Origin of the sequence: Dysosmobacter welbionis (assembly GCF_005121165.3) — a bacterium.
Lineage (GTDB): Bacteria > Bacillota > Clostridia > Oscillospirales > Oscillospiraceae > Oscillibacter > Oscillibacter welbionis.
The window spans coordinates 3483029-3509354 of record NZ_CP034413.3; the positions used below are offsets into that span (position 1 = coordinate 3483029).

Below are 26326 nucleotides of genomic sequence, written 5' to 3' on the forward strand. Positions count from 1 at the left end.
GTCTGCACCCAAGGGGATTTCCGCGCCGCTTCCAGCGGCTTGGGCGCGGACTGGTGGACGCCGCCCCAGGCGGCTGAGTCGGGGATTGTTCACCGCATACACGCTGCGGCGGACATGATGAATATTTTTCTTTTGCCTTACGGTGGGAGAACTGGAAAAACCGCGGGTTTTTCCGGGCACTATTTCTTGGCTCCGGCGGTTCGCGCCGGAGGTCCTTCCGGCGAAACTGGTGTGAAAGAAGGTTGAGCGAGTTTGAGCGGTAAGATTGTGAAGGTATCCGGACCGCTGGTGGTGGCCACGGGCCTGGCGGACGCCAATATGTCCGACGTGGTCCGCGTCGGCCCCCAGCGGCTGATCGGCGAGATTTTGACGATGAAGGGGGACTCCGCCTCCATCCAGGTGTACGAGGAGACCTCCGGCCTGGGACCGGGGGCGGAGGTGGTCACCACCGGCGCTCCCATGAGCGTGGAGCTGGGCCCCGGCATGATCGAGGGCATCTATGACGGTATCCAGCGGCCGCTGGAGAAGATCGTGGAGAAGGTGGGTGCCAACATCACCCGGGGCGTGGAGGTCCCCGCCCTGGACCGGGAGAAGAAGTGGGACTTCACCGCCGTGGTCACCCCCGGCACAAAGGTGGAGGGCGGCGACGTGATTGGCACCGTGCCGGAGACGCCGGTGGTGCTCCACAAGATCATGGTGCCTCCCAACATGAGCGGCACCATTACGGACATCAGGAGCGGCTCCTTCACCGTGGAGGAGACCGTGGCCACCCTGCGCACTGACAAGGGGGAGGACGTGCCCCTGACCATGGTGCAGAAGTGGCCGGTCCGGATCGGGCGGCCCTACAAGCACAAATATCCCCCCAAGCGGCCGCTGTGCTCCGGCCAGCGGGTCATTGACACCCTGTTCCCCATTGCCAAGGGCGGCACCGCCGCCGTGCCCGGGCCCTTCGGCTCCGGCAAGACTGTGGTGCAGCACCAGCTGGCCAAGTGGGCGGATGTGGACATCGTGGTCTACATCGGCTGCGGCGAGCGGGGCAACGAGATGACCGACGTGCTCCGGGAGTTCCCGGAGCTGAAGGACCCCCGCACCGGGGAGTCCCTGATGAAGCGGACGGTGCTGATCGCCAACACCTCCGACATGCCCGTGGCCGCCCGTGAGGCGTCGGTCTACACGGGCATCACCATCGCGGAGTACTTCCGGGACATGGGCTACGACGTGGCGGTCATCGCTGACTCCACCTCCCGCTGGGCGGAGGCCCTGCGCGAGATGTCCGGCCGGCTGGAGGAGATGCCCGGCGAGGAGGGGTACCCCGCGTACCTTGCCTCCCGCCTGGCCCAGTTCTACGAGCGGGCCGGCAGCGTGGCCTGCATCGGCTCCGATGACCGCCGGGGCAGCCTCACCGCCGTGGGCGCCGTGTCGCCGCCGGGCGGCGACCTGTCCGAGCCCGTGGCGCAGGCCACCATGCGGATTGTCAAGGTCTTCTGGGCCCTGGATTCGTCCCTGGCCTACAAGCGCCATTTCCCGGCCATCAACTGGCTGAACTCCTACTCCCTGTATCTGGACTCCCTGAAGCCTTGGTTTGACGAGAACCTGGGACCGGAGTTCCTGGAGGACCGGGCCAGCGCCATGAGCATCCTCCAGAGTGAGGCCAGCCTGAACGAGATCGTCCAGCTGGTGGGCAAGGACGCCCTGTCCCCGGCGGACCAGCTGACGCTGGAGGTGGCGCGGATGGTGCGGGAGGACTTCCTGCAGCAGAACGCCTTTGCGGATGTGGACAGCTTCTCCAGCTACGACCGGCAGGAAAAGCTGCTGGCCATGGTCCTGCGGTACGACCGGCTGTGCCGGGAGGCCATCTCCAAGGGCGCGCCGGTGGCGAAGCTCTTCGCCGTTCCGTCCCGTGAGAAGATCGGCCGGGCCAAGAGCGTGCCGGCTGAGGAGTACCAGCAGGTCTACCAGCAGATCTCCGCGGAGATGGAGCAGGAGATCACCGCCATTGCGGAGGAAGGAGGAGAGGACGCATGATCCGGGAATACAGAACGGTAGAGGAGATCGCTAGTCCTCTGATGATCGTCCGCATGGTGGACGGCGTCACCTATGACGAGCTGGTGGAGGTGGAGCTCCACGACGGCTCCGTCCGCCGGGGCCAGGTGCTGGAGGTCAACGGCGACACCGCGGTGGTGCAGCTGTTCGAGTCCGCCGCCGGCATCAATCTGGCGGACGCCAAGGTCCGCTTCCTGGGCCATCCGCTGCAGCTGGGCGTGTCCGCCGATATGCTGGGACGGGTGTTCAACGGCATGGGCCGGCCCATCGACGGCGGGCCGGAGATCCTGGCGGAGGAGTACCGGGACATCAACGGCCTGCCCATGAACCCGGCGGCCCGGGACTACCCCAACGAGTTCATCCAGACCGGCGTCAGCACCATCGACGGGCTGAACACCCTGGTCCGCGGGCAGAAGCTGCCCATCTTCTCCGGCTCCGGTCTGCCCCACGCCAATCTGGCGGCCCAGATCGCCCGGCAGGCCAAGGTGATCGGAGACGACACCTCCAAGTTTGCCGTGGTGTTCGCCGCCATCGGCATCACCTTTGAGGAGTCGGAGTTCTTCGTCAGCGAGTTCAAGCGCACCGGCGCCATCGACCGGACGGTCATGTTTTCGAACCTGGCCAACGACCCGGCGGTGGAGCGCATCGCCACCCCCCGGATGGCCCTGACCGCCGCGGAGTATCTGGCCTTTGAGAAGGATATGCACGTGCTGGTCATCATGACTGACATCACCAACTACGCCGAGGCATTGCGGGAGGTCTCCGCCGCCAAGAAGGAGGTCCCCGGCCGCCGCGGCTTCCCCGGGTATCTGTACACGAACCTGGCCACCATCTACGAGCGGGCCGGCCGCCAGCTGGGGAAGAAGGGCTCCATCACGCTGATCCCCATTCTGACCATGCCGGAGGATGACAAGACCCACCCGATCCCCGACCTGACGGGTTATATCACCGAGGGGCAGATCATCCTCAGCCGGGAGCTGTACCGCAAGGGCATCCACCCGCCGGTGGACGTGTTGCCGTCTCTGAGCCGTCTGAAGGACAAGGGCATCGGCGAGGGCAAGACCCGGGAAGACCACTCCGGCACCATGAACCAGCTGTTCGCGGCCTACTCCACCGGCAAGGACAACAAGGAATTGATGTCCATTCTGGGCGAGGCGGCTCTGACGCCCACGGACCTGCTGTACGCCAAATTCGCCGACGAGTTTGAGAAGCGGTATGTGAACCAGGGCTACGAGGAGAACCGTTCCATCCAGGAGACGCTGGATCTGGGCTGGGAGCTGCTGAGTATCCTGCCCAAGAGCGAGCTGAAGCGGATCAAGCCGGAGTATATCGAAAAGTACTGGCCCAAGAAGGAGCTGTGAGCCCCTTCCGGGGACCCCGGGATTTTGGCGGCCGCCCTCTCTTGGCTGCGGCCCATGATGAGGATTTGCCGCGCGTCTGCTGCGGCGCGGAGGCGCCGGGCCGCTGACCGCGGGCCCCCAGGCCAGGATGGAAAGAAGGCGATTGACAGATGCCCAATATCACGGTCAACCCCACCCGGATGGAGCTCACCCGCCTCAAGGGCAAGCTCCGCACTGCCCAGCGGGGCCACAAGCTGCTGAAAGACAAGCGCGACGAGCTGATGAAGCAGTTTCTGGACACGGTGCGGGAGGTCCGCGCTCTGCGGCAGGAGGTGGAGGAGGAGCTGATGACAGTCCACGGCGCCTTCACCGTGGCCTCCGCGCTCATGAGTTCCCAGGCGCTGGAACAGGCGCTGCTGGACCCCAAGCAGAGTGTGAAGCTGACGCAGACCACCAAAAATATCATGTCGGTTAACGTGCCGGTGTATGATTTCCAGACGCAGACCCGGTCTGACGCGGACATCTACCCTTACGGGTTCGCGGCCACCTCCGGCGAGCTGGACACGGCCGTGGACGCCCTGGGAAAGGTGTTCCGGAAGATGCTGAAGCTGGCGGAAGTGGAGAAATCCGCCCAGTTGATGGCGGAGGAGATCGAAAAGACCCGCCGCCGGGTGAACGCTCTGGAGTACGTGGTGATCCCAAACACCCAGGACGCCATCCGGTATATCACCATGAAGCTGGACGAGAACGACCGGGCCACCACCACCCGTTTGATGAAGGTGAAGGATATGCTGCTGCAGCAGTCCATCGAGGAACAGCGGCAGCGGGACGCGGAAGTGCTGGAGCGGTTCCGGGAGGCTTGACGAAATACGCAAAGCGGTGTAGGATAATAACGCTACACCGCTTTGCTGCGTTTAACGCGTTAGAAAGGAAGAAAAGCAACTATGCATTGCGTGACAAACATCCACGAGGACCTGTACTGGCTGGGAGGCTCTGACCGGCAGCTGGCGAAGTTTGAGAATGTGTTTCCCATTCCCCGGGGCGTCAGCTATAACGCCTATCTGGTGCTGGATGAGAAGACCGTCCTGCTGGACACGGTGGACAAGGCCGTGGGGGAGCGGTTCTTCGAGAACCTGGAGTTTGCCCTGGCCGGCCGGCCCCTGGACTATGTGGTGGTGAATCACATGGAGCCGGACCACTGCGCCACCCTGGGCGAGCTGCTGCGCCGCTGGCCGGGCGCCCAGGTGGTGGCCAACGCCAAGACTGTCCCCATGGTCAGCCAGTTTTTTGACTGTGATATCTCCAACCGGGCTGTGGTGGTGAAGGAGGGGGATACCCTCTGCACCGGCCGCCACACCTTCACCTTCCTGATGGCCCCCATGGTCCACTGGCCGGAGGTGATGGTGACCTATGACGCCGCCGACAAGGTGCTGTTCTCCGCCGACGCCTTCGGCACCTTCGGCGCCCTGAACGGCAACATCTTTGCCGATCAGGTGGACTTTGAGCGGGATTGGCTGGACGATGCCCGCCGCTACTACACCAACATCGTGGGCAAGTACGGTGCCCAGGTCCAGTCCCTGCTGAAGCGGGCCGCCGGGATGGAGATCCAGATGATCTGTCCCCTCCACGGTCCCATCTGGCGGGAGAATCTGGAGTGGTTCCTGGAGAAATACCAGCGCTGGAGCACCTACACCCCCGAAGATCGGGGCGTGGCCATCTTCTGCGGCTCCATCTACGGCCACACGGAGAACGCCGCGGAGATCCTGGCCGCCCGCCTGGCAGAGAGGGGCGTAAAGAACATCGCCCTGTACGACGTGTCCCATACGGACGTGTCCTACCTTGTCAGCGAGGCCTTCCGGTGCAGCCATCTGGTGCTGGCTTCCGCTACATATAACGGGGAGATCTACACCCCTATGGAGAACTTCCTGCGGGATCTGGCCTGCCACGGTCTCCGGGGCCGTTCCGTGGCCCTGATCGAGAACGGCACCTGGGCCGCCCGCTCCGGGATGCTGATGACCAAGCTCCTGGAGGAGATGAAAGAGATGCGGGTGATGGAGGGGACCGTGACGCTGAAGTCCTCTGTCAAGGAGGCCCAGCGCCGGGGGCTGGAGTCCTTGGCGGACGCCATTGCCGACGAGCTGCTCCACTGAGAGGATGAGAAAATACCCCTGCCGGAGTTCCGGTGGGGGCATTTTCCGTTTCAAAGGCCCGAAAGGGGCGGAAAAAGCCGCCCGCCGTGATCTGCGGCGGGCGGCTTTTCTGTATGGTAACTTTACTTTACAACAGCGTGATACCAGCATCTTCACATGTTTTCGTGGTGTCAGCATCCCACAGGCTCACCTGAACCTCGCCAATGTGGCAGGTGCCGATCAGCAGCATGCACAGCCGGGACTGGCCAATGCCGCCGCCGATGGACTGGGGCAGCTGGCCGTTCAGCAGCATCTTGTGGAAGGGCAGCTCCCGGCGCTGGTTGCAGTTCGCGGCGGTCAGCTGGCGGTCCAGAGCCGCGGCGTCCACCCGGATGCCCATGGAGGACAGTTCGAAGCTCCGCTCCAGAATGGGGTTCCACATGAGGATATCGCCGTTCAGCTCCCAATCGTCGTAGTCGGGAGCGCGGCCGTCATGGCGCTTGCCGGAGGCCAGGGTCTTGCCGATCTGCATCAGAAACACGGTGTGATGCTTGCGGCAGATCTCCACCTCCCGCTCGTTGGGCGTCAGGTCGGGATAGCGGTCCTCCAGCTCCTGGGTGGTGATGAAGTACACGTCCCGGTCCGGCTTGAAGGTCAGGGCAGGGAAGGCGTTGCGCAGGGCAGCGGAGGTGTCGCAGATGGCGCCCACGATGTCGCGCACCGTCTCCTTCAGGTACAGCACGTTCCGGTCTTTGGGAGAGATATGCTTCTCCCAGTCCCACTGGTCCACATAGATGGAGTGGAGGTTGTCCACCTCCTCGTCCCGCCGGATGGCGTTCATGTTGGTGTAGAGGCCCGTTCCCTCGGGGAACTCGTACCGCTTCAGGGCCAGGCGCTTCCATTTGGCCAGGGAGTGGACCACCTGGCCGTCGGTGCCCACATCGGGGATGTCAAAGGAGACAGGGCGCTCCACGCCGTTCAGGTCATCGTTCAGGCCGGTGCGGCCGTCCACGAACAGGGGGGCGGAGACCCGGTGCAGGTTCAGGCGCACACAAAGGCTGTGCTGAAACTCCTGGTGGATCAGCTCGATGGCCCGCTGGAGCTCGTTGTTGCTGAGGGGCATCCGGTAGCCGGAGGGGATGGTGGTTTTACTCATAGTCGGAAATGCATCCTTTCTGTGGATTGTGATTCAGAGGAACAGCCCCGCGGCGAGGGGCGTCACGTAGGCCTCCGTCAGCGCCGCCAGGATCAGCAGCGGCAGCAGAAGGAAGACCAGCAGCCGGGCCGCCAGCCCCAGGCACGCGCCCAGAGGAAGAGCGGCCGGATCGCGGCGGCAGCGGCGGGTCAGGTGCCCGCAGATGTACAGCCCCATGGAAAAGGCCAGGATCAAGGCGGGCAGCTCGAAAATCCCGTGGGGCAGCAGGCTGGCGGCATACAGCAGCATGGTGGTGTCCGTGGCGGCATAGCAGGCGGCAAGGCCGCCCAGCAGCACCGCGTTCACGCCCAGCGCCAGGGCCGGGAGACGCACAAAAGGGATCAGCCCATAGAGCATGGTGACGGCACAGGCCCGCAGATTGTTGGCCAGCAGCAGAAGCGGGGAGAGGTTCCCGGCCCCGTCCGTCAGGTCCATGCCCTGGAACAGGTGCTGGAGATAGGCGGAAAAGCCGAGCCGCAGCTCCGGCACCGCCAGACACACGCCGAAGGCCAGGAAGACCAGCAGGAAAAAGGCGATGGCGGCGCGCCGGACCTCGGCCTCATATCCGTTCCGCCAGGCCCGGAGCACCGGGGCGAACTGGGCCGCCAGAAACCGCCTCATGCCCGGAGCTTGTCCAGGCCCAGCCGCAGGCGGCGCAGGGTCTCATCCTTACCAAGGATGTGGCAGATTTCCACGGCGCCGCCGGGGGTCACCAGCTTGCCGGCCGCGGCGATCCGCACCGGCCACATGAGGGTGGCGTTCTTCACGCCCAGGTGTTCCGCCAGGGCGATCAGGGTGTCGTGGACTGCGTCCGCCGTCCAGTCGCCGATGCCCTCCAGGGCGGGGATGGCGGCCTCCAGCATGGCCTGGGAGACCTCGGGATTCGTCTTGGATTTCTTGTTGGTGAAGCACTCCACGCCGTAGTCCGGCAGCTGGTCGAAGAAATCCACCTTCTCCGGGATCTCGGTCAGCTTCTCACAGCGGGCCTGGAGCAGGGCGGCCACGGCGGACACATCAATGGCGGGGTTCTTCACGGCCTCACGGATATAGGGCTCCGCCGCTTTGGCGAAGTCCTCCGGCGCCATGGCGCGGAGATACGTGGCGTTGAAGTACGTGAGCTTGTCGATGTCAAAAATGGCGGGGGACTTGGAGATACCGGCGATATCGAAGGCCTCCACCAGCTCGCTGAGGGAGAAGATCTCCTGCTCGCTGCGCTCGCCCTTGGGGGCCCAGCCCAGCAGAGCCACATAGTTCAAAATGGCCTCCGTCAGATAGCCCTGGGCCTTCAGGTCCTCGTAGGAGGGGTCCCCGTGGCGCTTGGACATCTTGTTGTGCTGGTCCCGCATAACGGGGGAGCAGTGGACGTAGGTGGGGATGTCCCAGCCGAAGGCCTCGTACAGCAGATTGTACTTGGGGGCGGAGCTGAGGTACTCGCTGCCCCGTACCACGTGGGTGATGCCCATCAGGTGGTCGTCCACCACATTGGCGAAGTTGTAGGTGGGCAGGCCGTCCCGCTTCAGCAGCACCTGGTCGTCCAGGGTCTTGTTCTCCACGGTGATGTCGCCGAAGGACACGTCGTGGAAGGTGGTGGTGCCCTCGTGGGGGATCCGCTGGCGGATCACATAGGGCTCGCCGGCCTCCACACGCTGTCGGGCCTCCTCCGGGGACAGATCCCGGCAGGGATCGTCGGCGCGGTCAAAGTCACCGGCGTCCTCCTCGGATGCGGCCTTCTCGCAGAAGCAGTAGTAGGCGGCGCCCTTTTCCACCAGCAGGTGGGCGTAGGGCTGATACAGGTCCCGGCGCTCCGACTGGATATAGGGGCCCACGGGGCCGCCTACGTCGGGGCCCTCGTCATGGGTCAGGCCGCACTCCGCCATGGTGCGGTAAATTACGTCCGTGGCGCCCTCCACCAGGCGGCCCTGGTCGGTGTCCTCGATCCGCAGGATGAACGTGCCGCCGGCGTGCCGGGCGATGAGCCAGGTGTACAGGGCCGTCCGCAGATTGCCCACGTGCATATAGCCGGTGGGAGAGGGGGCGAACCGGGTGCGGACCTTCCCCTTGGGGATGCGGGCCTCCATCTCCTGGAAAAAGCTCTGATCCAATGCCATGCAAATACCTCCATATCGGGTAAATTACAAAAATAACAACGTACATTATCCCCTGAAACCCTTGGAATGTCAAGGGCTGATTGTGTCCGGCGGCACACGGGCGCCGGACGCGGGGGCAGGGTGGGGGCGGTATACATCCGCTCCGGGAGATGGTCGTCCCCGGTGACCATGGTCAGAAACGTCCAGCCGTACCGCTCGTAAAAGGCGGTGTGGTCCGTCACCAGGTAGAGCCGGGGGATCCCCATGGCGCCCAGGTCCCGCCGGATGAAGTCCAGCAGGCGCCCGGCGGTCCCGCGGCCCCGCCAGGGGGGCTCCACAAACAGGGCGCAGAGATTGGGCGTCAGGTCCTTCCGGTCGTGGAAGTCGTTTGCGATGACGCCGGCCCCGGCCAGCAGGCGCCCGCCGTCCCGGACCACGTACCACTGGGGAACCGGCGCCTTCCGGCGGAGGCACTGCTCCATGCTCTCCCGGTAGGACTCCGCCGGGATTCCCCAGCGGCGGCTGAACCAGACGGCGGCCGCGTCCGCCAGGACGGGCGCGTCCCGCAGGGGGAGAATGGGCTGTTCCATACGGCTCCTTTCTGAGACTGCGAATATACAGCAAAAAATCCCGAACCGGGTGGTTCGGGATTTCGTTTGTCCATGTCAGACCGCTCTGGTGACCTTGCCGGAACGCATACACCGGGTACAAACATACACATGGCGGGGAGAGCCGTCGACAATTGCCTTCACACGCTTCACATTGGGCTTCCACATCCGATTGGAACGCCGATGAGAGTGAGAGACCTTGATGCCGAACGTAACGCCCTTATCGCAGAACTCGCACTTAGCCATCCGTTGCACCTCCTTGCTGTTGCGTACTTCCATGCCATCTGCAGGCACAACTGGTATCATAACAGAAAAGTTTTGAAAATGCAAGTAAAATTTTCAAAAAAACACAAGCTTTTTTCAACTGTACGCCAAGGGGGCGTCAGCGCACCGCCGCTTCCCCGGCAAATACCGCCGCAACGCCGAGGATCAGGCTTGCCGCCGCATAGAGCAGGGCCGCCGCCGTGCGCCCGCTTTGCAGAAGATCTCCGGTTTCCAGGGCAAAAGAGGAGAAGGTGGTGAAGCCCCCGCACACCCCTGCCTTCAGGAAGAGCACCAGCCTGGGGTCGGGGGCGGCCCGCTTCAGGGCCAGCGCCGTGACGGCGCCGATGAGAAAGGAGCCGATCAGGTTGATGGCAAGCGTCCGGACGGGAAAGCCCCAGTCCCTTCCCAGTGGAATCTGCCCAGCCAGATAACGGCACACGGACCCCAGGAATCCCCTAAGCCCCACGGCAATACAGTTCAGCATGGACGCCACGCTCCTTTTCATGTCATCTGTGGAAATACCACCGGCCGCACCTATGGTAACACAACCGGCGGCCGGAGGCAAGAGCCCGCCCCGCTCCGACAGACCGGCCGGATTCGGCCGCGGGCACAGGGCCCGACCGGGAAACCGGCAGCTGGGTATTGCGCAAGCGGTGAGATTCATATATAATAGAGTTACTTCCGCACACCGGAGCGCGGGTGCGGCGATCCATCCACCGCGCCGGGCGTGGGCCCGGCCTGGGAGAAAACCGGCGTCCCAGTCCCGGGCGCCGCAAGAAAAGGGGAGGACACGATGCAAGAACATGGCCTGAAGATCTCGGAGCTGGTCACACTCTTCAATCTGGAGGTGCTGAACAGGGGCAGCGACTATGACACGGCGCTGCTCACTATCACGGACGTGAACCGTCCCGGCCTCCAGTTTCATAGCTTCTACGACTACTTTGACCCCCGCCGCCTCCAGGTGCTGGGCAAGGCGGAGATCACCTATCTCAAGGGGTTGACGACGGAGCAGCGGCGCAAGTGCTTCGACGACCTGTTTCTTTACGACATCCCGGCCCTGGTGATCTCCCGGGGGCTGGACTGCTTCCCGGAGTGCCTGGAGAGCGCCCGGGTCCACGAGCGGACGCTGCTGCGGACCGAGGAGACCACCGTGGAGTTCACCAGCCACACCATCGAGTATCTGAACCGGGTGCTGGCGCCCTGCGTCACCCGCCACGGCGTACTGCTGGACATCTCCGGCGAGGGCGTGATGATTACCGGCGACTCCGGCATCGGCAAGAGCGAGTCCGCCATTGAGCTCATCATGCGGGGCCACCGGCTGGTGGCGGATGACGCGGTGGAGATCCGCCGCATCTCCAACCAGCTGATCGGCACCGCGCCGGAGGTGATCCGCCATTATATCGAGCTGCGGGGTATCGGCGTCATCGACGTGCGCCAGCTCTTCGGTATGAGCGCCATCATGGAGGAATCCCGGATCGACCTGGTGGTCCAGTTCGAGCAGTGGGACGAGACGAAGTTTTATGACCGGCTGGGCATTGAGGATCACCACATCGACATCATGGGCGTGGAGATCCCCTGCGTCACCATCCCGGTGCGGCCGGGCCGGAACCTGGCCAGCATCGTGGAGGTGGCGGCCATGAACAACCGCCACCGGCGTTACGGCTTCAACGCCGCCCAGGAGCTGGCCCAGCGGGTGGACCTGCGGGCGGAGCAGGGCAGCCGGAAACAGAAATGAGCGGATTCTTCATCGGTATCGACGTGGGCGGCACCAACCTGAAGGCGGGCCTGACGGACGAGACGGGCCGCCTTCTGGCGGCGGCGCGCCGCCCCCTGGACTTCCGGGGGCGGAGACCTTTGCGGCGGACCTGGCGGATCTGGCGGCGGAGGTGCTCTCCACCGCCGGAGCGGTGCCCGGGGACGCGGAGGGCGTGGGCATCGGCCTGCCGGGGGCCGTCTCCGGCGGAGAGGTGCTGTACACCACCAACATCCCCCTGGAGCGGACGGATCTGGCGGCCCTGTTCCGCCGGCGGCTGGACCTGCCGGTGCTGCTGGGCAACGACGCGGACTGTGCTGCCGTAGGGGAGTATTTCCAGGGCGCGGGCCGGGGTCTGCGGGACTTCGTGGTGCTGACCCTGGGCACCGGCCTGGGGGCCGGAATCATTCTGGACGGCCGCCTGCGGGGCGGCGAATCCTCCAGCGAGGCGGGGCACATGGTGCTCCATGCCGGAGGAGAGCCCTGCCCCTGCGGGCGCAGGGGCTGCTGGGAACAGTACGCCTCCGCCACGGCGCTGATTCGCCGGACGGAGGCGGCCATGGCCGCCCATCCGGAGAGCGCCCTCTGCCGTCTGGCAGAAGAGGCCGGCGGCGTGGACGGCCGGACGCCCTTTCTGGCGGCAGAGGCGGGGGACGAGACGGCCCTTGCCGTCTGCCGCGCCTATGTGGAGGAGCTGGCGGAGGGCACGGCCAGTCTCATCAACATCCTCCGGCCGGAGGCGGTGGCCTTCGGCGGAGGTGTGGCCGGGGCGCCGGAGCATCTGCTGCTGGAGCCCCTGCGCCGCCGGGTCGGGGCGCTGTGCTTCTCCCGCCACGGCGGGCGGGCCACCCGCATCCTCCGGGCGGAGCTGGGCAACGACGCCGGCGTCATCGGTGCGGCCCTGCTGGGCCGGGTAATCTGAAGTATGAGGAGGTCCAGAAATGGACTGGTGGATCACATTTGACCAGCAGGCGGCGGATTATCTGCCGGACCTGCGGATCGAGAAGGAGGAGCCCATGGACCGGCACACCTCCTTCCGCATCGGGGGGCCGGCCCGGCGCATGGCTTTTCCGGAGCGGGGAGAGCAGCTGGTGCTGCTGCTGGACATGGCCGCCCGCTGCGGCGCCCGTCCCCTGGTGATGGGCAACGGAACCAACCTGCTGGCCCCGGACGAGGGGCTGGACCGGCTGGTGATCGACACCTCCGCCGGCCTGAGCCGAGTGGAGGCCGGCGGGACACCGGGGACCATTCTGGCGGAGGCGGGGGCCTCCCTGGCCCGGGTGGCGGATTTCGCCTGCCGGCAGGGGCTGGCGGGCCTGGAATTCGCCCACGGCATCCCGGGCACGGTGGGCGGCGCGGTGTGCATGAATGCCGGCGCCTACGGCGGGGAGATGGCCCAGGTGGTGCGGGAGGCAACCCTGCTGCTGCCGGAGGAGGGCATCCGGACCCTCACCGGGGCGGAGATGGCCTTCGGCTACCGCCGCAGCTTTCTGACGGATCACCCGGATGCGGTGGTGCTGCGGGCGGAGTTCTGCCTGACGCCCGGCGACCCGGCGGCAATCCGGGGCCGGATGAAGGAGCTGCTGGAAAAGCGCAGGGCCAGCCAGCCGCTGGAGTTCCCCAGCGCGGGCAGCACCTTCAAGCGGCCGGAGGGCTATTACGCCGGGACGCTGATCGACCAATGCGGCCTGAAGGGGCTGACGGTGGGCGGCGCCCAGGTCAGCGAGAAGCATGCGGGCTTTGTCATCAACCGGGGCGGCGCCACCTGCGCCGACGTGAAGGAGCTGATCCGCCAGATCCAGGAGCGGGTCTTTGCGCAGGCCGGCGTCCGGCTGGAGCCGGAGGTCCGGATCATCGACTGAGAAAGGGGCGGTGCGGACATGGAAATCCTCATCATCTCCGGCCTCTCCGGGGCCGGGAAGAGCAAGGCGGCCTCCTTTTTGGAGGACATGGGCTTTTATATCGTGGACAATATGCCCGCCGCCATGATCCTGAAATTTGCGGAGTTCTGCGCCGGGGGCAACGGCCGCTACGACCGGGTGGCCCTGGTGTACGACGTGCGGACGGCCAGCTCCTTCACGGAGCTGTTCGACGTGCTGGATAAGCTGAAGGACATGGAGGCCCAGTGCCGGATGCTGTTTCTGGAGGCCGCGCCGGAGGTCATCATCAAGCGGTACAAGGAGACCCGCCGCCGCCATCCCCTGGCGGCAGACACCGACTCCCTGGAGGAGGCGGTGAAGAAGGAGAGGGCCATGATGGCCCCCGTCAAGGAGCGGGCGGACTTTGTTATCGACACCTCCCGCACCTCCACCGCCCAACTGCGGGGAGAGCTGCTGCGCCTCTTCGGCCAGGAGGGGGAGAAGGGGGGATGACGGTGAGCGTCACCTCCTTCGGCTTCAAGTACGGCCTGCCTCTGGAGGCGGATCTGGTGTTTGACGTGCGGTTCATGCCGAATCCCTTCTATATGGAGGACCTGCGTCCCCGGACGGGGCTGGACCAGGCGGTGGCGGACTATGTGTTCCACTTCCCACAGACCCAGGACTACATGCGCCGTTTGGAGGACCTGCTGGCCTTCTCCCTGCCCCTGTACGCGGAGGAGGGAAAGACCTCTCTCACCATCGCCGTGGGCTGCACGGGGGGCACCACCGCTCCGTGGCGGTGACCCATGCCCTGGCGGGCTTCATCCACGGCCTGGGCTATCAGGTGCTGGAGAACCACCGGGACATGACCCGGGGAGGCTGAGCCGTGAGGGAGCAGGAATACCGCGTCCCCCGGGCCCATGGCCCCAAGGTGGCCGTCATCGGCGGCGGCCACGGCCTGTCCAACATGCTGCGGGGACTGAAGCAATATACGGAGAATATCTCCGCCATCGTCACGGTGGCGGATGATGGCGGCGGCTCCGGCATGCTGCGCCAGGACCTGGGGATGCCTCCGCCGGGGGACATCCGCAGCTGTATGGAGGCCCTGGCAAACACGGAGCCGGTGATGCGGGAGCTGCTCCACTACCGCTTCACCGAGGGGAGCCTGGCGGGGCAGAGCTTCGGCAACCTGTTTCTGGCGGCGCTGAACGGCATCTCCCCGTCCTTTGACGCGGCGGTGCGCCGCATGAGCCAGGTCCTGGCCATCACCGGACGGGTGCTGCCGGTGACCACGGCGGACGTGCAGCTGGAGGCGGAATTTGAGAACGGCGCCACGGTGGTGGGGGAGTCCAAGATCTTTTACTGCAAAAAGCAGGAGGACTGCCGCATCCGCCAGGTGCGTCTGATCCCCTCCCGGCCCAAGGCCCTGCCGGAGGCGGTCTCCGCCATCGCCGACGCGGATATGATCGTCCTGGGGCCCGGCAGCCTGTACACCAGCATCATCCCCAATCTGCTGGTGGATGGCATCGTGAAGGCGATCCGGGAGTCCGACGCCCTGAAGGTCTATGTCTGCAACGTCATGACCCAGGAGGGGGAGACGGAGGGCTACACCGTATCCGACCACATCGCCGCCATCTTCGCCCATTCGGCGCAGGGCCTGTTCCGCCTGTGCCTCACCAACTCCTCGCCCATCCCCAAGGCGGTGGCCGCCCGGTACGCGGAGGAGGGGGCCGAGCGCATCCGATGCGACAAGTCCGCCTGCGCGGCCCTGGGCGTGGAGGTCGTGGAGCGGCCGGTGGCCACGGTGGAGAGCGGCTTTGTCCGCCACAGCTCCGCGGCCCTGGCCCGGGAGCTGATCCTGCTCCATGCGGAGCGGAGCGTCCGGATCGCCGGTGCCCGATTCCGCCCCCGGGAGGACTCCTACCAGATGGAGGAGCAGAAATGAGCCCCACAATTACCCAGAGTTGGAGGAGACCCACCCATGTCCTTTTCCTTTGAAGCCAAAAACGAGCTGTGCCGCCTGCCGGTGCAGAAGCTGTGCTGCGCCCGGGCGGAGGCCTACGGCATCCTGCTGTACTGCAACACCTTCAGCGCAAGCGAGGTGCGGATCATCACCGGGAACCCCGCTCTGGCTGCCCGGCTTCCCAAGCTGTTTCACCGGGCCTTCGGCCTGCGGTTCGACCGGCTGCCGGAGGAGGGGGAGAGCGGCAAGCTGGTGTTCCAGATCACAGACGGCGGCAAGCTCCGCCGGATCGTGGACCTGCTGGGCTTCAGCCCGGAGCAGAACCTGGCCCTGCACATCAACTTCGGACTGCTGGAGGAGGAGTGCTGCCGGGCGTCCTTCCTGCGGGGGGTGTTCTTCGCCGGGGGCAGCGTCACGGACCCGGCCAAGCGGTACCACCTGGAGCTGGCGACCTCCCACCTGCAGGTGAGCCGGGAGCTGGAGGTGCTGCTGCGGGAGTGCGGCTATCCCCCCAAGAGCGTGGCCCGCAACGGCAGCTTCATCACCTACTTCAAGCAGAGCGACCAGATCGAGGACTTCCTGACGCTGATCGGTGCGCCCGTGGCCGCCATGAGCGTCATGTCCGCCAAGCTGGAAAAGGACCTGCGCAACAGCGTTAACCGCCGCCTCAACTGCGACAGCGCCAATCTGGACAAGGCGGTGGAGGCGGCCCAGGAACAGCTGGAATCGATCCGGAAGCTCCAGCGGGCGGGCCTCCTGGACCAGCTGCCGGACAAGCTCCAGCTGACGGCGGCCCTGCGGCTGGAGAATCCGGAGCTGACCCTCAGTGAGCTGGCGGAGGAGTTTGACCCGCCGGTGACCAAGTCCTGCCTGAACCACCGGCTGCGGAAGATCACCCAGCTGGCAAAAGGGCTGTAAAGTAAATGCGCTTTACAATTTATCAAAGAAAAGTTGGAGGAATATACAATGGATCGCTGTGCGGCAGCCTATGCATATCACAAACAGGGGTATAACTGTGCCCAGTCTGTGGCCGGGGCCTTTGCGGACCTGACGGGCACGGCGCCGGAGCAGCTGATGGCCGCCATGGGCGGCTTCGGCGGCGGCGTGGGCGGCAGCCATGAGGAGCTGTGCGGCGCCGTCAGCGGCGGCGTGCTGGTGCTGAGTCTGCTGCACCCCCATACGGACGGAGAGGACAGGGCCGGAAAGGTGCGCCTCTACGCCCAGGCCAAGGAGTTCCGCCGCCGGTTCCAGGAGGTGTTCGGCCTGACCCGGTGCGGAGACCTGCTGCGGGCCCGGCCCGGCGTCACAGAGAGGAACCCGGCCTCCCAGCGGCTGGGAGTCACCGCCCACTGCGACAACATGATCGTCACGGCTGTGGAGATCCTGGAGCAGATGCTGCAGGAGGAGCCCGCATGACCTGGGCAGAGCTGTATTCAGAGGCTGCGCGGCCCACGCTGGAGGAAATCGACGCCTATGCGCATACGCCCCTTTGGCCGCAGCTGCGCGCGTATCTGGCGGCGGCCTATGGAGCGGGACCGCGGCTGGAGTACAGCCGGTGCGGTCTGGAGCCGGGATGGAATGTGAAGTTCCGCAGGGGCAGCAAGTCTCTCTGCACGGTCTACCTGCGGCCTGGGTTTGTGACGGCCATGGTTTCTGTCGCGCCCAAGGATGAGGAGGCCGCCCAGATGGTCCTGCTCACCTGCACGGCAGAGACACAGGCGGTCTACCATCGGTCCGCTGCATCCAAAATGGGCCGCTGGCTCATGCTGGACATCACGTCACCGGAGATGCTGGAGGATGTGAAAGCTCTGCTGGCCGTGCGGGTCAAGCCCGCAGAGTGAGCACCCCGCCCTTTGCAAGGACGGCGCGTGCGATTTTGGAAAGGAACATGCTATGTCTTTTGTCCATCTCCACGTTCATACGGAATTCAGCTTATTGGACGGCGCCTGCCGCATCCGGGACCTGCCCGGCATCGTGAAGGCCATGGGCCAGACCGCCTGCGCTGTCACGGACCACGGCGTCATGTACGGTGCCGTGGACTTTTACCGCGCCTGCAAGGCGGAGGGGGTCAAGCCTATCATCGGCTGCGAGGTGTACGTCACCCCCAGGGCCGGACCCGGTTCGACAAGGTCCACGAGCTGGACGCGGAGAGCCGCCATCTGGTGCTGCTCTGCGAGAACGAGGAGGGCTACCGGAACCTGTCCTACCTGGTGTCCATGGGGTGGACAGAGGGCTTCTATATCAAGCCCCGGATCGACCTGGAGCTGCTGCGGCAGTACAGCGGGGGACTGATCGCCCTGTCGGCCTGCCTCGCCGGGGAGATCCCCCGGCGGCTGCGGAACGGGGAGTACGAGAACGCCAAGGCCTATGCCCTAGAGCTCTCCCACATCTTCGGCCCGGACCGCTTCTATCTGGAGCTCCAGGACCACGGCATCCGGGACCAGGCCATCGTGAACCAGGGCATCCTCCGCATCCACCGGGAGACGGGGCTGCCTATGGTGTGCACCAACGACGCGCACTACCTCCGGAAGGAGGACGCGGAGGCCCACGATGTACTGCTGTGCATCCAGACCGGCAAGACCATCGACGACGAGAACCGGATGCGCTATGAGCCCCGGAACTTCTACCTCCGCAGCGAGGAGGAGATGGCGGCCCTGTTCGCGGGCTACGAGGGCGCGCTGGAGAACACGTCGAAGATCGCCGACATGTGCAATCTGGACTTTTCCTTCGGCAAGTACCACCTGCCGGAATTCCGGCTGCCGGAGGGGTACGACAGCTTCTCCTATCTGAAAAAGCTCTGCGACGAGGGCTATCGGGAGCGGTATGGAACGGACGACCAGTACCGGGACCAGCTCCGGTACGAGCAGGACATGATCGAGAAGATGGGCTTCACCGACTACTTCCTGATCGTCTCCGACTTCGTCCGCTATGCCAGAAGCGCAGGCATCCCCGTGGGTCCCGGTCGGGGCAGCGCCGCGGGCAGCATGGTCAGCTACTGCCTCCACATCACGGACATCGACCCCATGAAGTACAACCTGTACTTCGAGCGGTTCCTGAACCCGGAGCGGGTCAGCATGCCGGATATCGACATGGACTTCGGCGACACCCGCCGGGGCGAGGTGGTGGACTACGTCCGCCGGAAGTACGGGGATGACCACGTGGCCCAGATCGTCACCTTCGGCACCATGGCCGCCCGGGGCGTGATCCGGGACGTGGGCCGGGTGATGAACATGCCCTATGCCGACGTGGACGTGATCGCCAAGCAGGTGCCCGCCGGGCCCGGCGCCCTCCACATCACCCTGGACGACGCCCTGCGCCTGTCCAAGCCCCTGCGGGAGCAGTACGAGACCGATGAGCAGGTGAAAAAGCTCATCGACACCGCCAAGGCCCTGGAGGGGATGCCCCGCCACGCCTCCACCCACGCCGCCGGCGTGGTCATCACCAAGCGGCCGGTGTACGAGTACGTGCCCCTGGCGAAGAACGACGACGCCGTGGTGTGCCAGTACGTCATGACCACCCTGGAGGAGCTGGGCCTCCTGAAGATGGACTTCCTGGGGCTGCGGAACCTGACGGTGCTGGATGACGCGGTGAAGATGGTCCAGGAGCGCCTGCCGGACTTCAAGCTCTCGGACATCCCGGAGGACGACCCGGAGACCTTTGAGATGATCTCTGCCGGCAAGACCTCCGGCGTGTTCCAGATGGAGTCCGCGGGCATGACCGGCGTGTGCGTGGGCCTGCGGCCCCAGAACATCGAGGACATCACCGCCATCATCGCGCTCTACCGCCCCGGCCCCATGGACTCCATCCCCCGGTTCATCGCCTGCAAGCATGACTCCAGCAAGATCAAGTACCTCCACCCGTCCCTGGAGCCGATCCTCTCCGTCACCTACGGGTGCATCGTCTACCAGGAGCAGGTGATCCAGATCTTCCAGCAGCTGGCGGGATACTCTCTGGGGCAGGCGGACATGGTGCGCCGGGCCATCTCCAAGAAAAAGGCCGCCCAGATCGAGAAGGAGCGGGAGGCATTCCTCCACGGCGATCCGGAGCGGAACATTGCGGGCTGCGTGGCAAACGGCATCCCGGAGGAGACGGCCCAGGCCATCTATCAGGATATCTACGACTTTGCCAACTACGCGTTCAACAAGGCCCACGCCGTCTCCTACGCGGTGGTGGCCTATCAGACCGCCTGGTTCAAGTGCCACTACACCCGGGAGTACATGGCGGCGCTGCTGACCAGCGTGCTGGACAACTCCGATAAGGTGGCGGGCTACATCAGCGAGTGCCGGGACTGCGGCATCGCCCTGCTGCCGCCGGACATCAACCGCTCCGCCGACCGGTTCACCGTGGAGGAGGGGGGCATCCGCTTCGGGCTGGTGGCCATCAAGAACATCGGCCGGGGCTTTATCCAGGCGGTGATGCGGGAGCGGGAGCAGGCGCCCTTCACGTCCCTCTACGACTTCTGCGACCGAATGGCGGGCAGCGACATCAACAAGCGGGCGGTGGAGAACCTGATCCGCTCCGGCGCCTTCGATGCCCTGGGGGCCAGGCGGTCCCAGCTGATCCAGGTGTACGAGTCCGTCATGGACGCGGTGGCGGACAGCCGCCGCCAGAACTTGGAGGGGCAGATGGATTTCTTCTCCCTGGCGGACGGCAGCAGCGGCGGGAGAAAGAATGTGAAGGAAATCCCCTTGCCGGACATCGACGAGTACACCCCGAGGAACGGATGCTGATGGAGAAGGAGACCACGGGCCTCTATCTCTCCGGCCACCCCATGGACCAGTACCGGGAGGCGGTGCGGCGGCTGGGGGCGCCCACTATCGGCTCCATTCTGGGAGACTTCGCCCAAGAGGGCGGCCCCACACGGTTCGCCGACGACCAGCGGATCACCATCTGCGGCATCGTCACCTCCAGCAAGACGAAGACCACCCGCAACAACTCCCTGATGGCCTATGTGACGGTGGAGGACGACACCGCCTCCATCGAGCTGCTGTGCTTCGCCCGGGTGCTGGAGTCCTGCGGGCCGTACCTGAAGGAGAACCAGGCAGTGGTGGTGAAGGGGCGGCTCTCCGTCCGGGACGAGAAAGCGCCCCAGATCCTCTGCGACAGCGCGTATCCGCTCTCTGCCGCAGGCGCTCCGGCGGCGGAAGGGCAGGCCGCGAAAGCGCCGGATCAGGTGCTGTACCTGAAGTTCCCTAGCCTGGACCACCCCAGCGTGCGCCACATGAAGCTGGTGTTCCAGATGTTTCCCGGCAACGCCGCTGTGAAGATGGTGATGGCGGACACCCGCAAGGTCTACGGCACCCATGCAAGCCTCCACGAGGCCCTGCTGCAGGAGGCCCGGGAGACGTTGGGAGAGGCCAATGTGGTGGTGAAATAGAACGGAACGCCCGTGTCCAAAAGGACACGGGCGTTTTTCATTCACAAGCGCCGTTTCAGCTTCAAGACCAGCTCCACAACCCCGGCGCCCAGGGTCAGGCAGGCGGCCTGGATGGTCCAGAGCATTGGCCCTTCACTGCCGGGGATGGGGATTGTGCTGGCCCAGAGGAAAAGGATCAGGGCCAAAGCTGCCGCCCCCGCTGTCAGCAGCCAGCCGCGCCGCCAGCGGCGCAGCAGCCAGCGGAACAGCAGACCGGCCAGAAGGGGGAAGACCGCGACGAGCATCCAGTTCCATACGATCTGAAGCAAGAGAATCCCTCCTTATCTCCCAAAACGGGCCGACAGGCCGTGGAGCGGGGACCCGGCGGCCAGGAGAAGGAGCCCCCTCGCCGCCCCTCCTTACGGGGCCTCGTCCTCGGGCTCGGAGGACATCAGGGCCCGCATGATCTCGCCATACAGCCGCTCCGGGGATTTCTGGAACCGCTCCGTCAGCATGGCGGCCATGTCCTCCCGGGGGATGGCCAGCCGCAGGTCCATCACGCTGCCCATGTCGTCCGACAGCTCCAGCCGCACCGTGTAGGTGCCGTTGGGCCGCTTCTCCGTGGAGGCCTTCACCTGGCTCTTGCGCCGCAGGTGGCGGTTGCAGGCCGCCAGGTTCTTGTCGCACCGCAGCCGCACGGAGTAGGGGAGGCTGGACTCGCAGATCCGGCTGTTCCGCAGGCCCTTGTCGGTGATGGCGTACAGCCCGTCCGCAGACAGCGTCAGATGCTCAGTCCGCACCAGATCGGAGAGGCACTCGGCAAAGTCGAAATAGTCCACGCCCTCGTCGCACATGGCCAGATCCCACACGGTATCAAAGGGAATCGGCTCGATCACCCGGGCGGTGATATACAGAATCAGAAACTTGATCTCCAGCTTGTCATGGATAAAGCCGGGCATCCGCGTCACCTCCTTGGAATGGGATTGGATACAATTGTATTATACCGCAGGACCGCCGGGTTTGTATAGTCCGAATTTCCCCGCCGCCGCACCAATGGGAGCCGGGCGCATACACTGGATTGAAAGAGCTTCTCTTTCATCCAGCTACTTATTAGGAGGTATTGCAATGCCCGAGAAAGTTATGCCCGGTCCCGTGGAGGACTCCTGCGGCATCCGGGAGGCGGTTTGCATCCATACCAGGAAGATTTTTGATTCCTGCCGCGATAAGGACTGCATCGAGGACCTGCGGTTTTACCCCAAGCTGCAGTGTGTGGACATCATCAACCGCGCCCTGTCCGTGAAGGGCGGCAGCGCCAAGCTGCTGTACGTCTATGTGGATGTGGAGCCCGTCAGCTTCAACCGGGGCTTCTACACCGTGGATATGCGCTTCTTCTACCATGTGACGCTCCAGGCCTATCTCAGCTGCCCGGTGCCGGTGACGGTGGAGGGCCTGTGCGTCTTTGACAAGCGGGCCATCCTGTTCGGCAGCGAGGGGAACGCCAAGATCTTCTCCTCCGAGATGCGGGCCGGAGAGCCGGATCCCCAGATGATGCAGCGGTCCAACACGCCCATCGCCGTGGTGGAGGCCGTGGACCCCATCGTGCTGGACGCCCGCATCATGGACTGCTGCTGCAAGCGGGACTGCGACTGCGACCTGTGTGAAATCCCCACCTTCGTGGGCGACTGCTTCGGCGGGGAGCTGTCCAGCGGGGACGACAGCCGACGGATCTATGTGACCCTGGGCCAGTTCTCCATCGTCCGGCTGGAGCGGGACACCCAGCTGCTGGTGCCCGTCTACGACTACTGTATGCCCGACAAGGAGTGCGCCTGCGGCGACGGCTGCGAGGACCCCTGCGCTCTGTTCCGGAACATCTCCTTCCCGGTGGGCGAGTTCTTCCCGCCCAACACCGTCAAGCGGCCGGAGAGCTGCGACGACATCAAGAGCTGCTGCAAGTGAGCGGCAGACCAACAGGACCCCGGCTGCTTGCCGGGGTCCTGTTTTGCTACATCCTGTGCCGGTACCAGAGGGTGAGGCCCCATTCCAGAAGCCCCCAGGCGAGGCAGAACCCAACCAGCCCCCAGGTGATCCACATGGGCAGCTCCAGAAAGCGGGCATAGGCCGCGCCGAAATACAGGACCGCGCCCTGCATGACCCGGGCGGCCCGGGCCGCCGCCTTTTCGCAGATCATGGTGTTCCGCTCGTCGTGCTGTTCTTTGTAAGCCTGAACGAGTACCGGGTCGCGAATCCGAATGACCCGACACAGCAGGGAGCCGAGGGAACCGCCCACCAGTACGGACCCACCCGCAGCCAGCAGAGCAAAGACGGGCTTGGGGAGATGCTGGGGGAATTGGAGCGGGACCGCGCACAGCAGAAGCCCCGCCGCGATCAACAGCAGATACCAGCGCTTTTTCATCCCGGCGCACCCCTTACATCTCCCGCTCGTAGCGGATCATGAGATACAGCTCCAGCACGGATTTGGCTACGAAGACACCGGTGGCAGCCAGGGGGACCCACAGGGGCGCATCCAGGCCGATGGAGAGCCATGCCGCCGCCAGAACGTTCCACTGGAGGACCTCGCCGGACACGGCCTTGGCCCGGTTCCGGATAGCCACATTCCGCTCGTCTTTTTGTTCGATGTCGTGCTGCCGGGCCATCTCCGGGTGCTTCGCCTCGTGGCGGAGGTTCAGCAGGGTGGACCCCGCCATGGCCAGCAGGCCGGAGCCTATGCCGCAGAGCATCCCGCCCAGGGAATCGGGCACCCGGCCGTCCAGCAGCAGGGACAGGACCAGCAGGACGATGCCCATGGCCAGAAGTCCCTGGAACAGGCGCTTTTTTTGTGTGCGGTTCATACAGAGTCCCTCCTTCAATACTGACGGCGGTACCAGACGGTGAACATCCAGTCCAGAAGCAGTTTTACGCAGGCCAGGCCCAGCAGGGTGATGTTGACCCACTTGGGCACGCCGAAGAAGTACAGGTAGGCAGCGCCGAACAGCAGCAGCCACAGCAGCACGTCCCCGGCCCGGGCCCTGGCCATGGCCCGGATCATGGCGCCCCGCTCGTCGTGGTCCTCCCGGTCCCGCTCCCGCCGGGCGGGGTCCAGGTCTCGGGTGGACAGCAGCTCCGCCATGGCGCAGAAGAACAGGAGGCCGCCTGCAAGGCCAAAAAACCCCGGCACAGCGGCGGGAGCGGCGGGAAACGTCCGCGCCGCCCAGAGGGCGGCCCCCGCTAGCAGCGCCCCCGCCGCGGCGGCCGAGAGATACCAGCGTGTGTTCCGCTTCATGACAGCGCCTCCTCACATCTTCCGCTGGAGCCATTTGTAAAGCCCCAGGAACGCCAAAGTGTAAAACAGATAGATGCCGATGAACACCCAGCCCACCCAGTCGGGAATGCCGAACCGTTCAAAGCTCTGGAAAATCAGGCCGGAGACCACCAGCAGTCCGACGGTCCAAAATCCGGCGATGCAGCCGGCCCGGTCCCGGATGGCCTGGTTCCGCTCGTCGCATTGGGCCTTCTGCCTCTGCCGGTAGTCCGGGTCCCGGGAGAGCCGTTTCAGCTGGAGCAACGTCCCGGCGCAGGTGCCGAACAGCACCGCCCCGGCCATACCCAGCAGGGAGGCCGCGCCGCCGGAGAGACCGGGCGCACCCGGCGCATTCAGGACGAACATCGGGATGCAGCAGAGCAGCCCCGCGATTGCCAGGGACATCAATATGACCTGCTTCTTCATGTGCCATCCTCCTCATAGATGAAAATGTCCTCAATGGTGGTGCCGAAGTACCGGGCCAGCTTGAAGGCCAGCAGGATGGAGGGGTTGTACCGCCCGTTTTCCAACGACCCGATGGTCTGGCGGGACACCTCCAGCGCCTCCGCCAGCTCCTCCTGCTTGATCCCCCTGGCCTTGCGCAGCGCCTCCAGGCGGTTTTTCAAGGGCGATTCCCCCTTTCATACGCCCCATCCGCTTCTGACGGATGGAAAGTTTGCTTTCCGTCTTCAACTTAGCACACTTCCGGTACCATGTCAAGTACGCTTTCCATTTTTCCGGGCTTGTCCCATTTTTCCACTGAGGGAGTCATATCCGGGGACAACCCCTCATAGAGTATAGCGTGTTACGAAAGGGGGCGCGGCCCGTGAAGGAGGAAGAACGCCGCTATGAGGAGGCGGCCCGGGTGCTGCCGGGCCGCCTGCGGGAACAGGCTCTGGCCCAGCCGCCGGAGGTCCGGCAGATGGCGGAGGAGTTCCGCCTCCGGGCGGGGCAGCCGCTGGCGGTGCTGCTGCCGGAGGGGGAGCGGTCCCTGGGGGCCGCCGTGACGCCGGAGGATCTGGAGACTCTCTGCGACCTTGCCACCGACTACTCCCGCTATGCGGCGGAGGAGACCCTGCGGGAGGGGTATCTCTCCGTGCGGGGCGGCTTCCGGGTGGGGCTGTGCGGCACGGCGGTGATGAAGGACGGGGAGAGCACCGCCCTGCGGGACCTGTCCTCCGCCGCTGTCCGCATCGCCCGGGAGCAGAGGGGGATCGGGGAGGCGGTGGCGCCCCGGCTGTTTCGGGACGGGCGGTATCAGAACACCCTGCTGCTGTCGCCCCCCGGCGGCGGCAAGACCACGCTGCTGCGGGATCTGGTGCGGTGCCTCTCCTCCGGCGGCACCGGCAGGCCGGGTCTGCGGGTCTCCCTTATCGATGAGCGGGGGGAGGTGGCAGTGATGGTCCGGGGGAGGCCCCAGATGGACGTGGGGCCCCGGACGGACGTGCTGGACGCCTGCCCCAAGGCCCTGGGCATCCCCATGGCCCTGCGGGCCATGAACCCCCAGGTCATCGCCGTGGACGAGATCACGGCGGAGGCGGACCTCCGGGCCGCCATGCAGGCCGCCGGGTGCGGCGTGGGGCTGCTGGCCACCATCCACGCCGCCGATGCCGCAGAGCTGACCCAGCGGCCGCTGTACCGGCAGCTGCTGGCGGAGAAGGTGTTCCGGCTGGCGGTGCGCATCCGCCGGGATGAGGCCGGAAGGACATACGAAGTGGAGGAACTGCCATGGTGAAGCTGGTGGGCGCGGTGTGTATCCTGGGGGCCGGGACCTGGGCCTGGCGGCGGTCGGCGGCGGAGCGCAGGCGGGAGTTGGACACGCTGGCGGACCTGACCGCCCTGCTGGACCGCATGGGGGAGGAGATCCGGCTCCGCCGGACCAGCCTGCCCCGGCTGCTGGGGTCCCTGGGCCGGGACCGGACGGGACCTGTCCGGGACTTTTGTACATCGGTGGCGGCGTCGCTGGCGCGGGGCGCGCCCCTGGGGCAGAGCTGGCGGTCCGCCGCGGAGGCGCTGCCCCTCGGTCCAGAGAGCCGGACCGCCCTGACCGCCCTGGGAGATTCCCTCCAGGGGGATGAGGAGAGCGTATGTAAAGCATTAACCCTTGCCGGAAAGATCCTGGAAAAAAACCTGGCGGCGGCCCGGGACCACAGGCAGGAGACGGAGAAGCGGTCCGCGGCGCTGTGGCTTTCCAGCGCGGCGCTGCTGGTGATTTTACTGATTTGAGGATAGACGCATGGAAGTGGATTTGATTTTCAAGATCGCCGCCATCGGCATCCTGGTGGCGGTGCTGAACCAGCTGCTGATCCGCTCGGGCCGGGAGGAGCAGGGGCTGATGGTGGTGCTGGCAGGGCTGGTGTGCGTGCTGATGCTGATGGTCCGAGAGATCAGCGACCTGTTCGACCTCATCAAGTCCCTGTTCGATTTCTGA

At 65.3% G+C, this 26326-nt stretch carries 30 protein-coding genes and 1 pseudogene; 18 read left to right on the top strand and 13 right to left on the bottom strand.

The annotated features are described in order from the left end of the window. Window positions 1-252: 252 nt before the first annotated feature. The 4 genes from EIO64_RS18170 to EIO64_RS18185 all read left to right on the top strand — a co-directional run bounded on the left by EIO64_RS18170 (window position 253) and on the right by EIO64_RS18185 (window position 5533). Window positions 253-2025, top strand: a complete 1773-nt coding sequence (locus EIO64_RS18170) for a V-type ATP synthase subunit A (RefSeq protein WP_021751474.1) — start codon at window positions 253-255, stop codon at window positions 2023-2025. Further along, window positions 2022-3404, top strand: coding sequence for a V-type ATP synthase subunit B (locus EIO64_RS18175; RefSeq protein WP_021751473.1), 1383 nt, complete (start codon window positions 2022-2024; stop codon window positions 3402-3404). The genes EIO64_RS18170 and EIO64_RS18175 overlap by 4 nt, the downstream gene beginning before the upstream one ends. Window positions 3405-3553: 149 nt before the next feature. Then, entirely contained in the window at window positions 3554-4246 is a 693-nt protein-coding gene (locus EIO64_RS18180; protein ID WP_021751472.1) for a V-type ATP synthase subunit D, read from the top strand. 81 nt (window positions 4247-4327) lie between these two features. Continuing rightward, complete coding sequence (locus EIO64_RS18185) at window positions 4328-5533, top strand: FprA family A-type flavoprotein (RefSeq protein ID WP_025545248.1); 1206 nt, start codon at window positions 4328-4330, stop codon at window positions 5531-5533. Between the two features lie 127 nt (window positions 5534-5660). Here EIO64_RS18185 and asnA read toward each other — a convergent pair whose 3' ends face one another. The 6 genes from asnA to crcB form a co-directional block, all read right to left on the bottom strand. Then, entirely contained in the window at window positions 5661-6668 is a 1008-nt protein-coding gene (gene asnA / locus EIO64_RS18190; protein ID WP_119310927.1) for an aspartate--ammonia ligase, read from the bottom strand. 33 nt (window positions 6669-6701) lie between these two features. Then, entirely contained in the window at window positions 6702-7328 is a 627-nt protein-coding gene (locus tag EIO64_RS18195) for a stage II sporulation protein M (RefSeq protein WP_021751469.1), read from the bottom strand. After that, a complete protein-coding gene (gltX, locus tag EIO64_RS18200; RefSeq protein WP_346730098.1) occupies window positions 7325-8707 on the bottom strand; it encodes a glutamate--tRNA ligase in 1383 nt (460 codons plus the stop codon). Before gltX ends, EIO64_RS18195 begins: the two co-directional genes overlap by 4 nt. After that, complete coding sequence (locus EIO64_RS19090) at window positions 8596-9384, bottom strand: GNAT family N-acetyltransferase (protein ID WP_346730056.1); 789 nt, start codon at window positions 9382-9384, stop codon at window positions 8596-8598. Before EIO64_RS19090 ends, gltX begins: the two co-directional genes overlap by 112 nt. A gap of 75 nt (window positions 9385-9459) precedes the next feature. After that, entirely contained in the window at window positions 9460-9648 is a 189-nt protein-coding gene (rpmB, locus tag EIO64_RS18210; protein WP_021752119.1) for a 50S ribosomal protein L28, read from the bottom strand. Window positions 9649-9784: 136 nt separating this feature from the next. After that, entirely contained in the window at window positions 9785-10150 is a 366-nt protein-coding gene (crcB, locus tag EIO64_RS18215; protein ID WP_119310930.1) for a fluoride efflux transporter CrcB, read from the bottom strand. Window positions 10151-10459: 309 nt separating this feature from the next. Here crcB and hprK point away from each other — a divergent pair, with 309 nt between their 5' ends. From hprK to EIO64_RS18260, 10 genes and pseudogenes are all read left to right on the top strand, one after another. Beyond that, on the top strand, window positions 10460-11401 hold the full coding sequence (hprK, locus tag EIO64_RS18220; protein ID WP_119310931.1) for an HPr(Ser) kinase/phosphatase: 942 nt from the start codon (window positions 10460-10462) through the stop codon (window positions 11399-11401). Between the two features lie 151 nt (window positions 11402-11552). Continuing rightward, a complete protein-coding gene (locus tag EIO64_RS18225) occupies window positions 11553-12341 on the top strand; it encodes an ROK family protein (protein WP_249390737.1) in 789 nt (262 codons plus the stop codon). Between the two features lie 19 nt (window positions 12342-12360). Further along, window positions 12361-13281 (top strand): UDP-N-acetylmuramate dehydrogenase, encoded by a 921-nt coding sequence (gene murB, locus EIO64_RS18230; RefSeq protein WP_119310933.1) that lies wholly within the window; start codon window positions 12361-12363, stop codon window positions 13279-13281. Window positions 13282-13299: 18 nt separating this feature from the next. Next, on the top strand, window positions 13300-13791 hold the full coding sequence (locus tag EIO64_RS18920; protein WP_283251951.1) for an RNase adapter RapZ: 492 nt from the start codon (window positions 13300-13302) through the stop codon (window positions 13789-13791). Further along, complete coding sequence (locus EIO64_RS18925; RefSeq protein WP_283251952.1) at window positions 13788-14081, top strand: RapZ C-terminal domain-containing protein; 294 nt, start codon at window positions 13788-13790, stop codon at window positions 14079-14081. The genes EIO64_RS18920 and EIO64_RS18925 overlap by 4 nt, the downstream gene beginning before the upstream one ends. 83 nt (window positions 14082-14164) lie before the next feature. Then, window positions 14165-15223 carry a gluconeogenesis factor YvcK family protein gene (locus tag EIO64_RS18240; protein ID WP_119310934.1) on the top strand — a complete coding sequence of 353 codons (1059 nt, stop codon included), beginning with the start codon at window positions 14165-14167 and terminating at the stop codon, window positions 15221-15223. A gap of 36 nt (window positions 15224-15259) precedes the next feature. Next, window positions 15260-16159, top strand: coding sequence for a DNA-binding protein WhiA (gene whiA / locus EIO64_RS18245; RefSeq protein WP_119310935.1), 900 nt, complete (start codon window positions 15260-15262; stop codon window positions 16157-16159). Between the two features lie 48 nt (window positions 16160-16207). Then, a complete protein-coding gene (locus EIO64_RS18250; RefSeq protein WP_021750233.1) occupies window positions 16208-16657 on the top strand; it encodes a C-GCAxxG-C-C family protein in 450 nt (149 codons plus the stop codon). Then, window positions 16654-17082, top strand: a complete 429-nt coding sequence (locus EIO64_RS18255) for a DUF3788 domain-containing protein (RefSeq protein WP_021750234.1) — start codon at window positions 16654-16656, stop codon at window positions 17080-17082. The genes EIO64_RS18250 and EIO64_RS18255 overlap by 4 nt, the downstream gene beginning before the upstream one ends. A 52-nt stretch (window positions 17083-17134) precedes the next feature. After that, a pseudogene (locus EIO64_RS18260) lies at window positions 17135-20618 on the top strand (DNA polymerase III subunit alpha). 41 nt (window positions 20619-20659) lie between these two features. Here EIO64_RS18260 and EIO64_RS18265 read toward each other — a convergent pair. Together EIO64_RS18265 and EIO64_RS18270 are read right to left on the bottom strand one after the other, a co-directional pair. After that, window positions 20660-20926, bottom strand: coding sequence for a hypothetical protein (locus EIO64_RS18265; protein ID WP_036630864.1), 267 nt, complete (start codon window positions 20924-20926; stop codon window positions 20660-20662). 90 nt (window positions 20927-21016) lie between these two features. Further along, window positions 21017-21556 carry a DUF4364 family protein gene (locus EIO64_RS18270; RefSeq protein WP_021750237.1) on the bottom strand — a complete coding sequence of 180 codons (540 nt, stop codon included), beginning with the start codon at window positions 21554-21556 and terminating at the stop codon, window positions 21017-21019. 166 nt (window positions 21557-21722) lie between these two features. Here EIO64_RS18270 and EIO64_RS18275 point away from each other — a divergent pair, with 166 nt between their 5' ends. Further along, window positions 21723-22553, top strand: coding sequence for a hypothetical protein (locus EIO64_RS18275; protein ID WP_021750239.1), 831 nt, complete (start codon window positions 21723-21725; stop codon window positions 22551-22553). A 46-nt stretch (window positions 22554-22599) separates the two neighbouring features. On the opposite strand, the gene EIO64_RS18280 is transcribed toward EIO64_RS18275, so the two are convergent. The 5 genes from EIO64_RS18280 to EIO64_RS18300 are packed head-to-tail and all read right to left on the bottom strand — an operon-like array spanning window position 22600 to window position 24521. Beyond that, entirely contained in the window at window positions 22600-23010 is a 411-nt protein-coding gene (locus tag EIO64_RS18280; RefSeq protein ID WP_021751895.1) for a hypothetical protein, read from the bottom strand. 13 nt (window positions 23011-23023) lie between these two features. Then, window positions 23024-23446: a hypothetical protein gene (locus tag EIO64_RS18285; RefSeq protein WP_119310939.1), complete on the bottom strand. Its 423-nt coding sequence runs from the start codon at window positions 23444-23446 to the stop codon at window positions 23024-23026. A gap of 14 nt (window positions 23447-23460) precedes the next feature. Continuing rightward, window positions 23461-23877, bottom strand: a complete 417-nt coding sequence (locus EIO64_RS18290; protein WP_119310940.1) for a DUF2178 domain-containing protein — start codon at window positions 23875-23877, stop codon at window positions 23461-23463. Between the two features lie 12 nt (window positions 23878-23889). Next, entirely contained in the window at window positions 23890-24321 is a 432-nt protein-coding gene (locus EIO64_RS18295; RefSeq protein ID WP_025545064.1) for a hypothetical protein, read from the bottom strand. Further along, window positions 24318-24521, bottom strand: coding sequence for a helix-turn-helix transcriptional regulator (locus EIO64_RS18300; RefSeq protein WP_025545063.1), 204 nt, complete (start codon window positions 24519-24521; stop codon window positions 24318-24320). The genes EIO64_RS18295 and EIO64_RS18300 overlap by 4 nt, the downstream gene beginning before the upstream one ends. A 200-nt stretch (window positions 24522-24721) precedes the next feature. Here EIO64_RS18300 and EIO64_RS18305 point away from each other — a divergent pair, with 200 nt between their 5' ends. The 3 genes from EIO64_RS18305 to spoIIIAC are packed head-to-tail and all read left to right on the top strand — an operon-like array spanning window position 24722 to window position 26326. Next, on the top strand, window positions 24722-25630 hold the full coding sequence (locus EIO64_RS18305) for an ATPase, T2SS/T4P/T4SS family (RefSeq protein ID WP_021751893.1): 909 nt from the start codon (window positions 24722-24724) through the stop codon (window positions 25628-25630). Beyond that, entirely contained in the window at window positions 25624-26121 is a 498-nt protein-coding gene (locus tag EIO64_RS18310) for a stage III sporulation protein AB (protein ID WP_021750247.1), read from the top strand. The genes EIO64_RS18305 and EIO64_RS18310 overlap by 7 nt, the downstream gene beginning before the upstream one ends. A 10-nt stretch (window positions 26122-26131) precedes the next feature. Next, a complete protein-coding gene (gene spoIIIAC, locus EIO64_RS18315) occupies window positions 26132-26326 on the top strand; it encodes a stage III sporulation protein AC (RefSeq protein WP_021750248.1) in 195 nt (64 codons plus the stop codon).

Coding starts and splice junctions, on each gene's coding strand:
- EIO64_RS18175 (WP_021751473.1), top strand. CDS start 2,022: ATGATCCGGGAATACAGAACGGTAGAGGAGATCGCTAGTCCTCTGATG.
- EIO64_RS18180 (WP_021751472.1), top strand. CDS start 3,554: ATGCCCAATATCACGGTCAACCCCACCCGGATGGAGCTCACCCGCCTC.
- EIO64_RS18185 (WP_025545248.1), top strand. CDS start 4,328: ATGCATTGCGTGACAAACATCCACGAGGACCTGTACTGGCTGGGAGGC.
- asnA (WP_119310927.1), bottom strand. CDS start 6,668: ATGAGTAAAACCACCATCCCCTCCGGCTACCGGATGCCCCTCAGCAAC.
- EIO64_RS18195 (WP_021751469.1), bottom strand. CDS start 7,328: ATGAGGCGGTTTCTGGCGGCCCAGTTCGCCCCGGTGCTCCGGGCCTGG.
- EIO64_RS19090 (WP_346730056.1), bottom strand. CDS start 9,384: ATGGAACAGCCCATTCTCCCCCTGCGGGACGCGCCCGTCCTGGCGGAC.
- rpmB (WP_021752119.1), bottom strand. CDS start 9,648: ATGGCTAAGTGCGAGTTCTGCGATAAGGGCGTTACGTTCGGCATCAAG.
- crcB (WP_119310930.1), bottom strand. CDS start 10,150: ATGCTGAACTGTATTGCCGTGGGGCTTAGGGGATTCCTGGGGTCCGTG.
- hprK (WP_119310931.1), top strand. CDS start 10,460: ATGCAAGAACATGGCCTGAAGATCTCGGAGCTGGTCACACTCTTCAAT.
- murB (WP_119310933.1), top strand. CDS start 12,361: ATGGACTGGTGGATCACATTTGACCAGCAGGCGGCGGATTATCTGCCG.
- EIO64_RS18920 (WP_283251951.1), top strand. CDS start 13,300: ATGGAAATCCTCATCATCTCCGGCCTCTCCGGGGCCGGGAAGAGCAAG.
- EIO64_RS18925 (WP_283251952.1), top strand. CDS start 13,788: ATGACGGTGAGCGTCACCTCCTTCGGCTTCAAGTACGGCCTGCCTCTG.
- whiA (WP_119310935.1), top strand. CDS start 15,260: ATGTCCTTTTCCTTTGAAGCCAAAAACGAGCTGTGCCGCCTGCCGGTG.
- EIO64_RS18250 (WP_021750233.1), top strand. CDS start 16,208: ATGGATCGCTGTGCGGCAGCCTATGCATATCACAAACAGGGGTATAAC.
- EIO64_RS18255 (WP_021750234.1), top strand. CDS start 16,654: ATGACCTGGGCAGAGCTGTATTCAGAGGCTGCGCGGCCCACGCTGGAG.
- EIO64_RS18270 (WP_021750237.1), bottom strand. CDS start 21,556: ATGCCCGGCTTTATCCATGACAAGCTGGAGATCAAGTTTCTGATTCTG.
- EIO64_RS18275 (WP_021750239.1), top strand. CDS start 21,723: ATGCCCGAGAAAGTTATGCCCGGTCCCGTGGAGGACTCCTGCGGCATC.
- EIO64_RS18280 (WP_021751895.1), bottom strand. CDS start 23,010: ATGAAAAAGCGCTGGTATCTGCTGTTGATCGCGGCGGGGCTTCTGCTG.
- EIO64_RS18285 (WP_119310939.1), bottom strand. CDS start 23,446: ATGAACCGCACACAAAAAAAGCGCCTGTTCCAGGGACTTCTGGCCATG.
- EIO64_RS18290 (WP_119310940.1), bottom strand. CDS start 23,877: ATGAAGCGGAACACACGCTGGTATCTCTCGGCCGCCGCGGCGGGGGCG.
- EIO64_RS18295 (WP_025545064.1), bottom strand. CDS start 24,321: ATGAAGAAGCAGGTCATATTGATGTCCCTGGCAATCGCGGGGCTGCTC.
- EIO64_RS18310 (WP_021750247.1), top strand. CDS start 25,624: ATGGTGAAGCTGGTGGGCGCGGTGTGTATCCTGGGGGCCGGGACCTGG.
- spoIIIAC (WP_021750248.1), top strand. CDS start 26,132: ATGGAAGTGGATTTGATTTTCAAGATCGCCGCCATCGGCATCCTGGTG.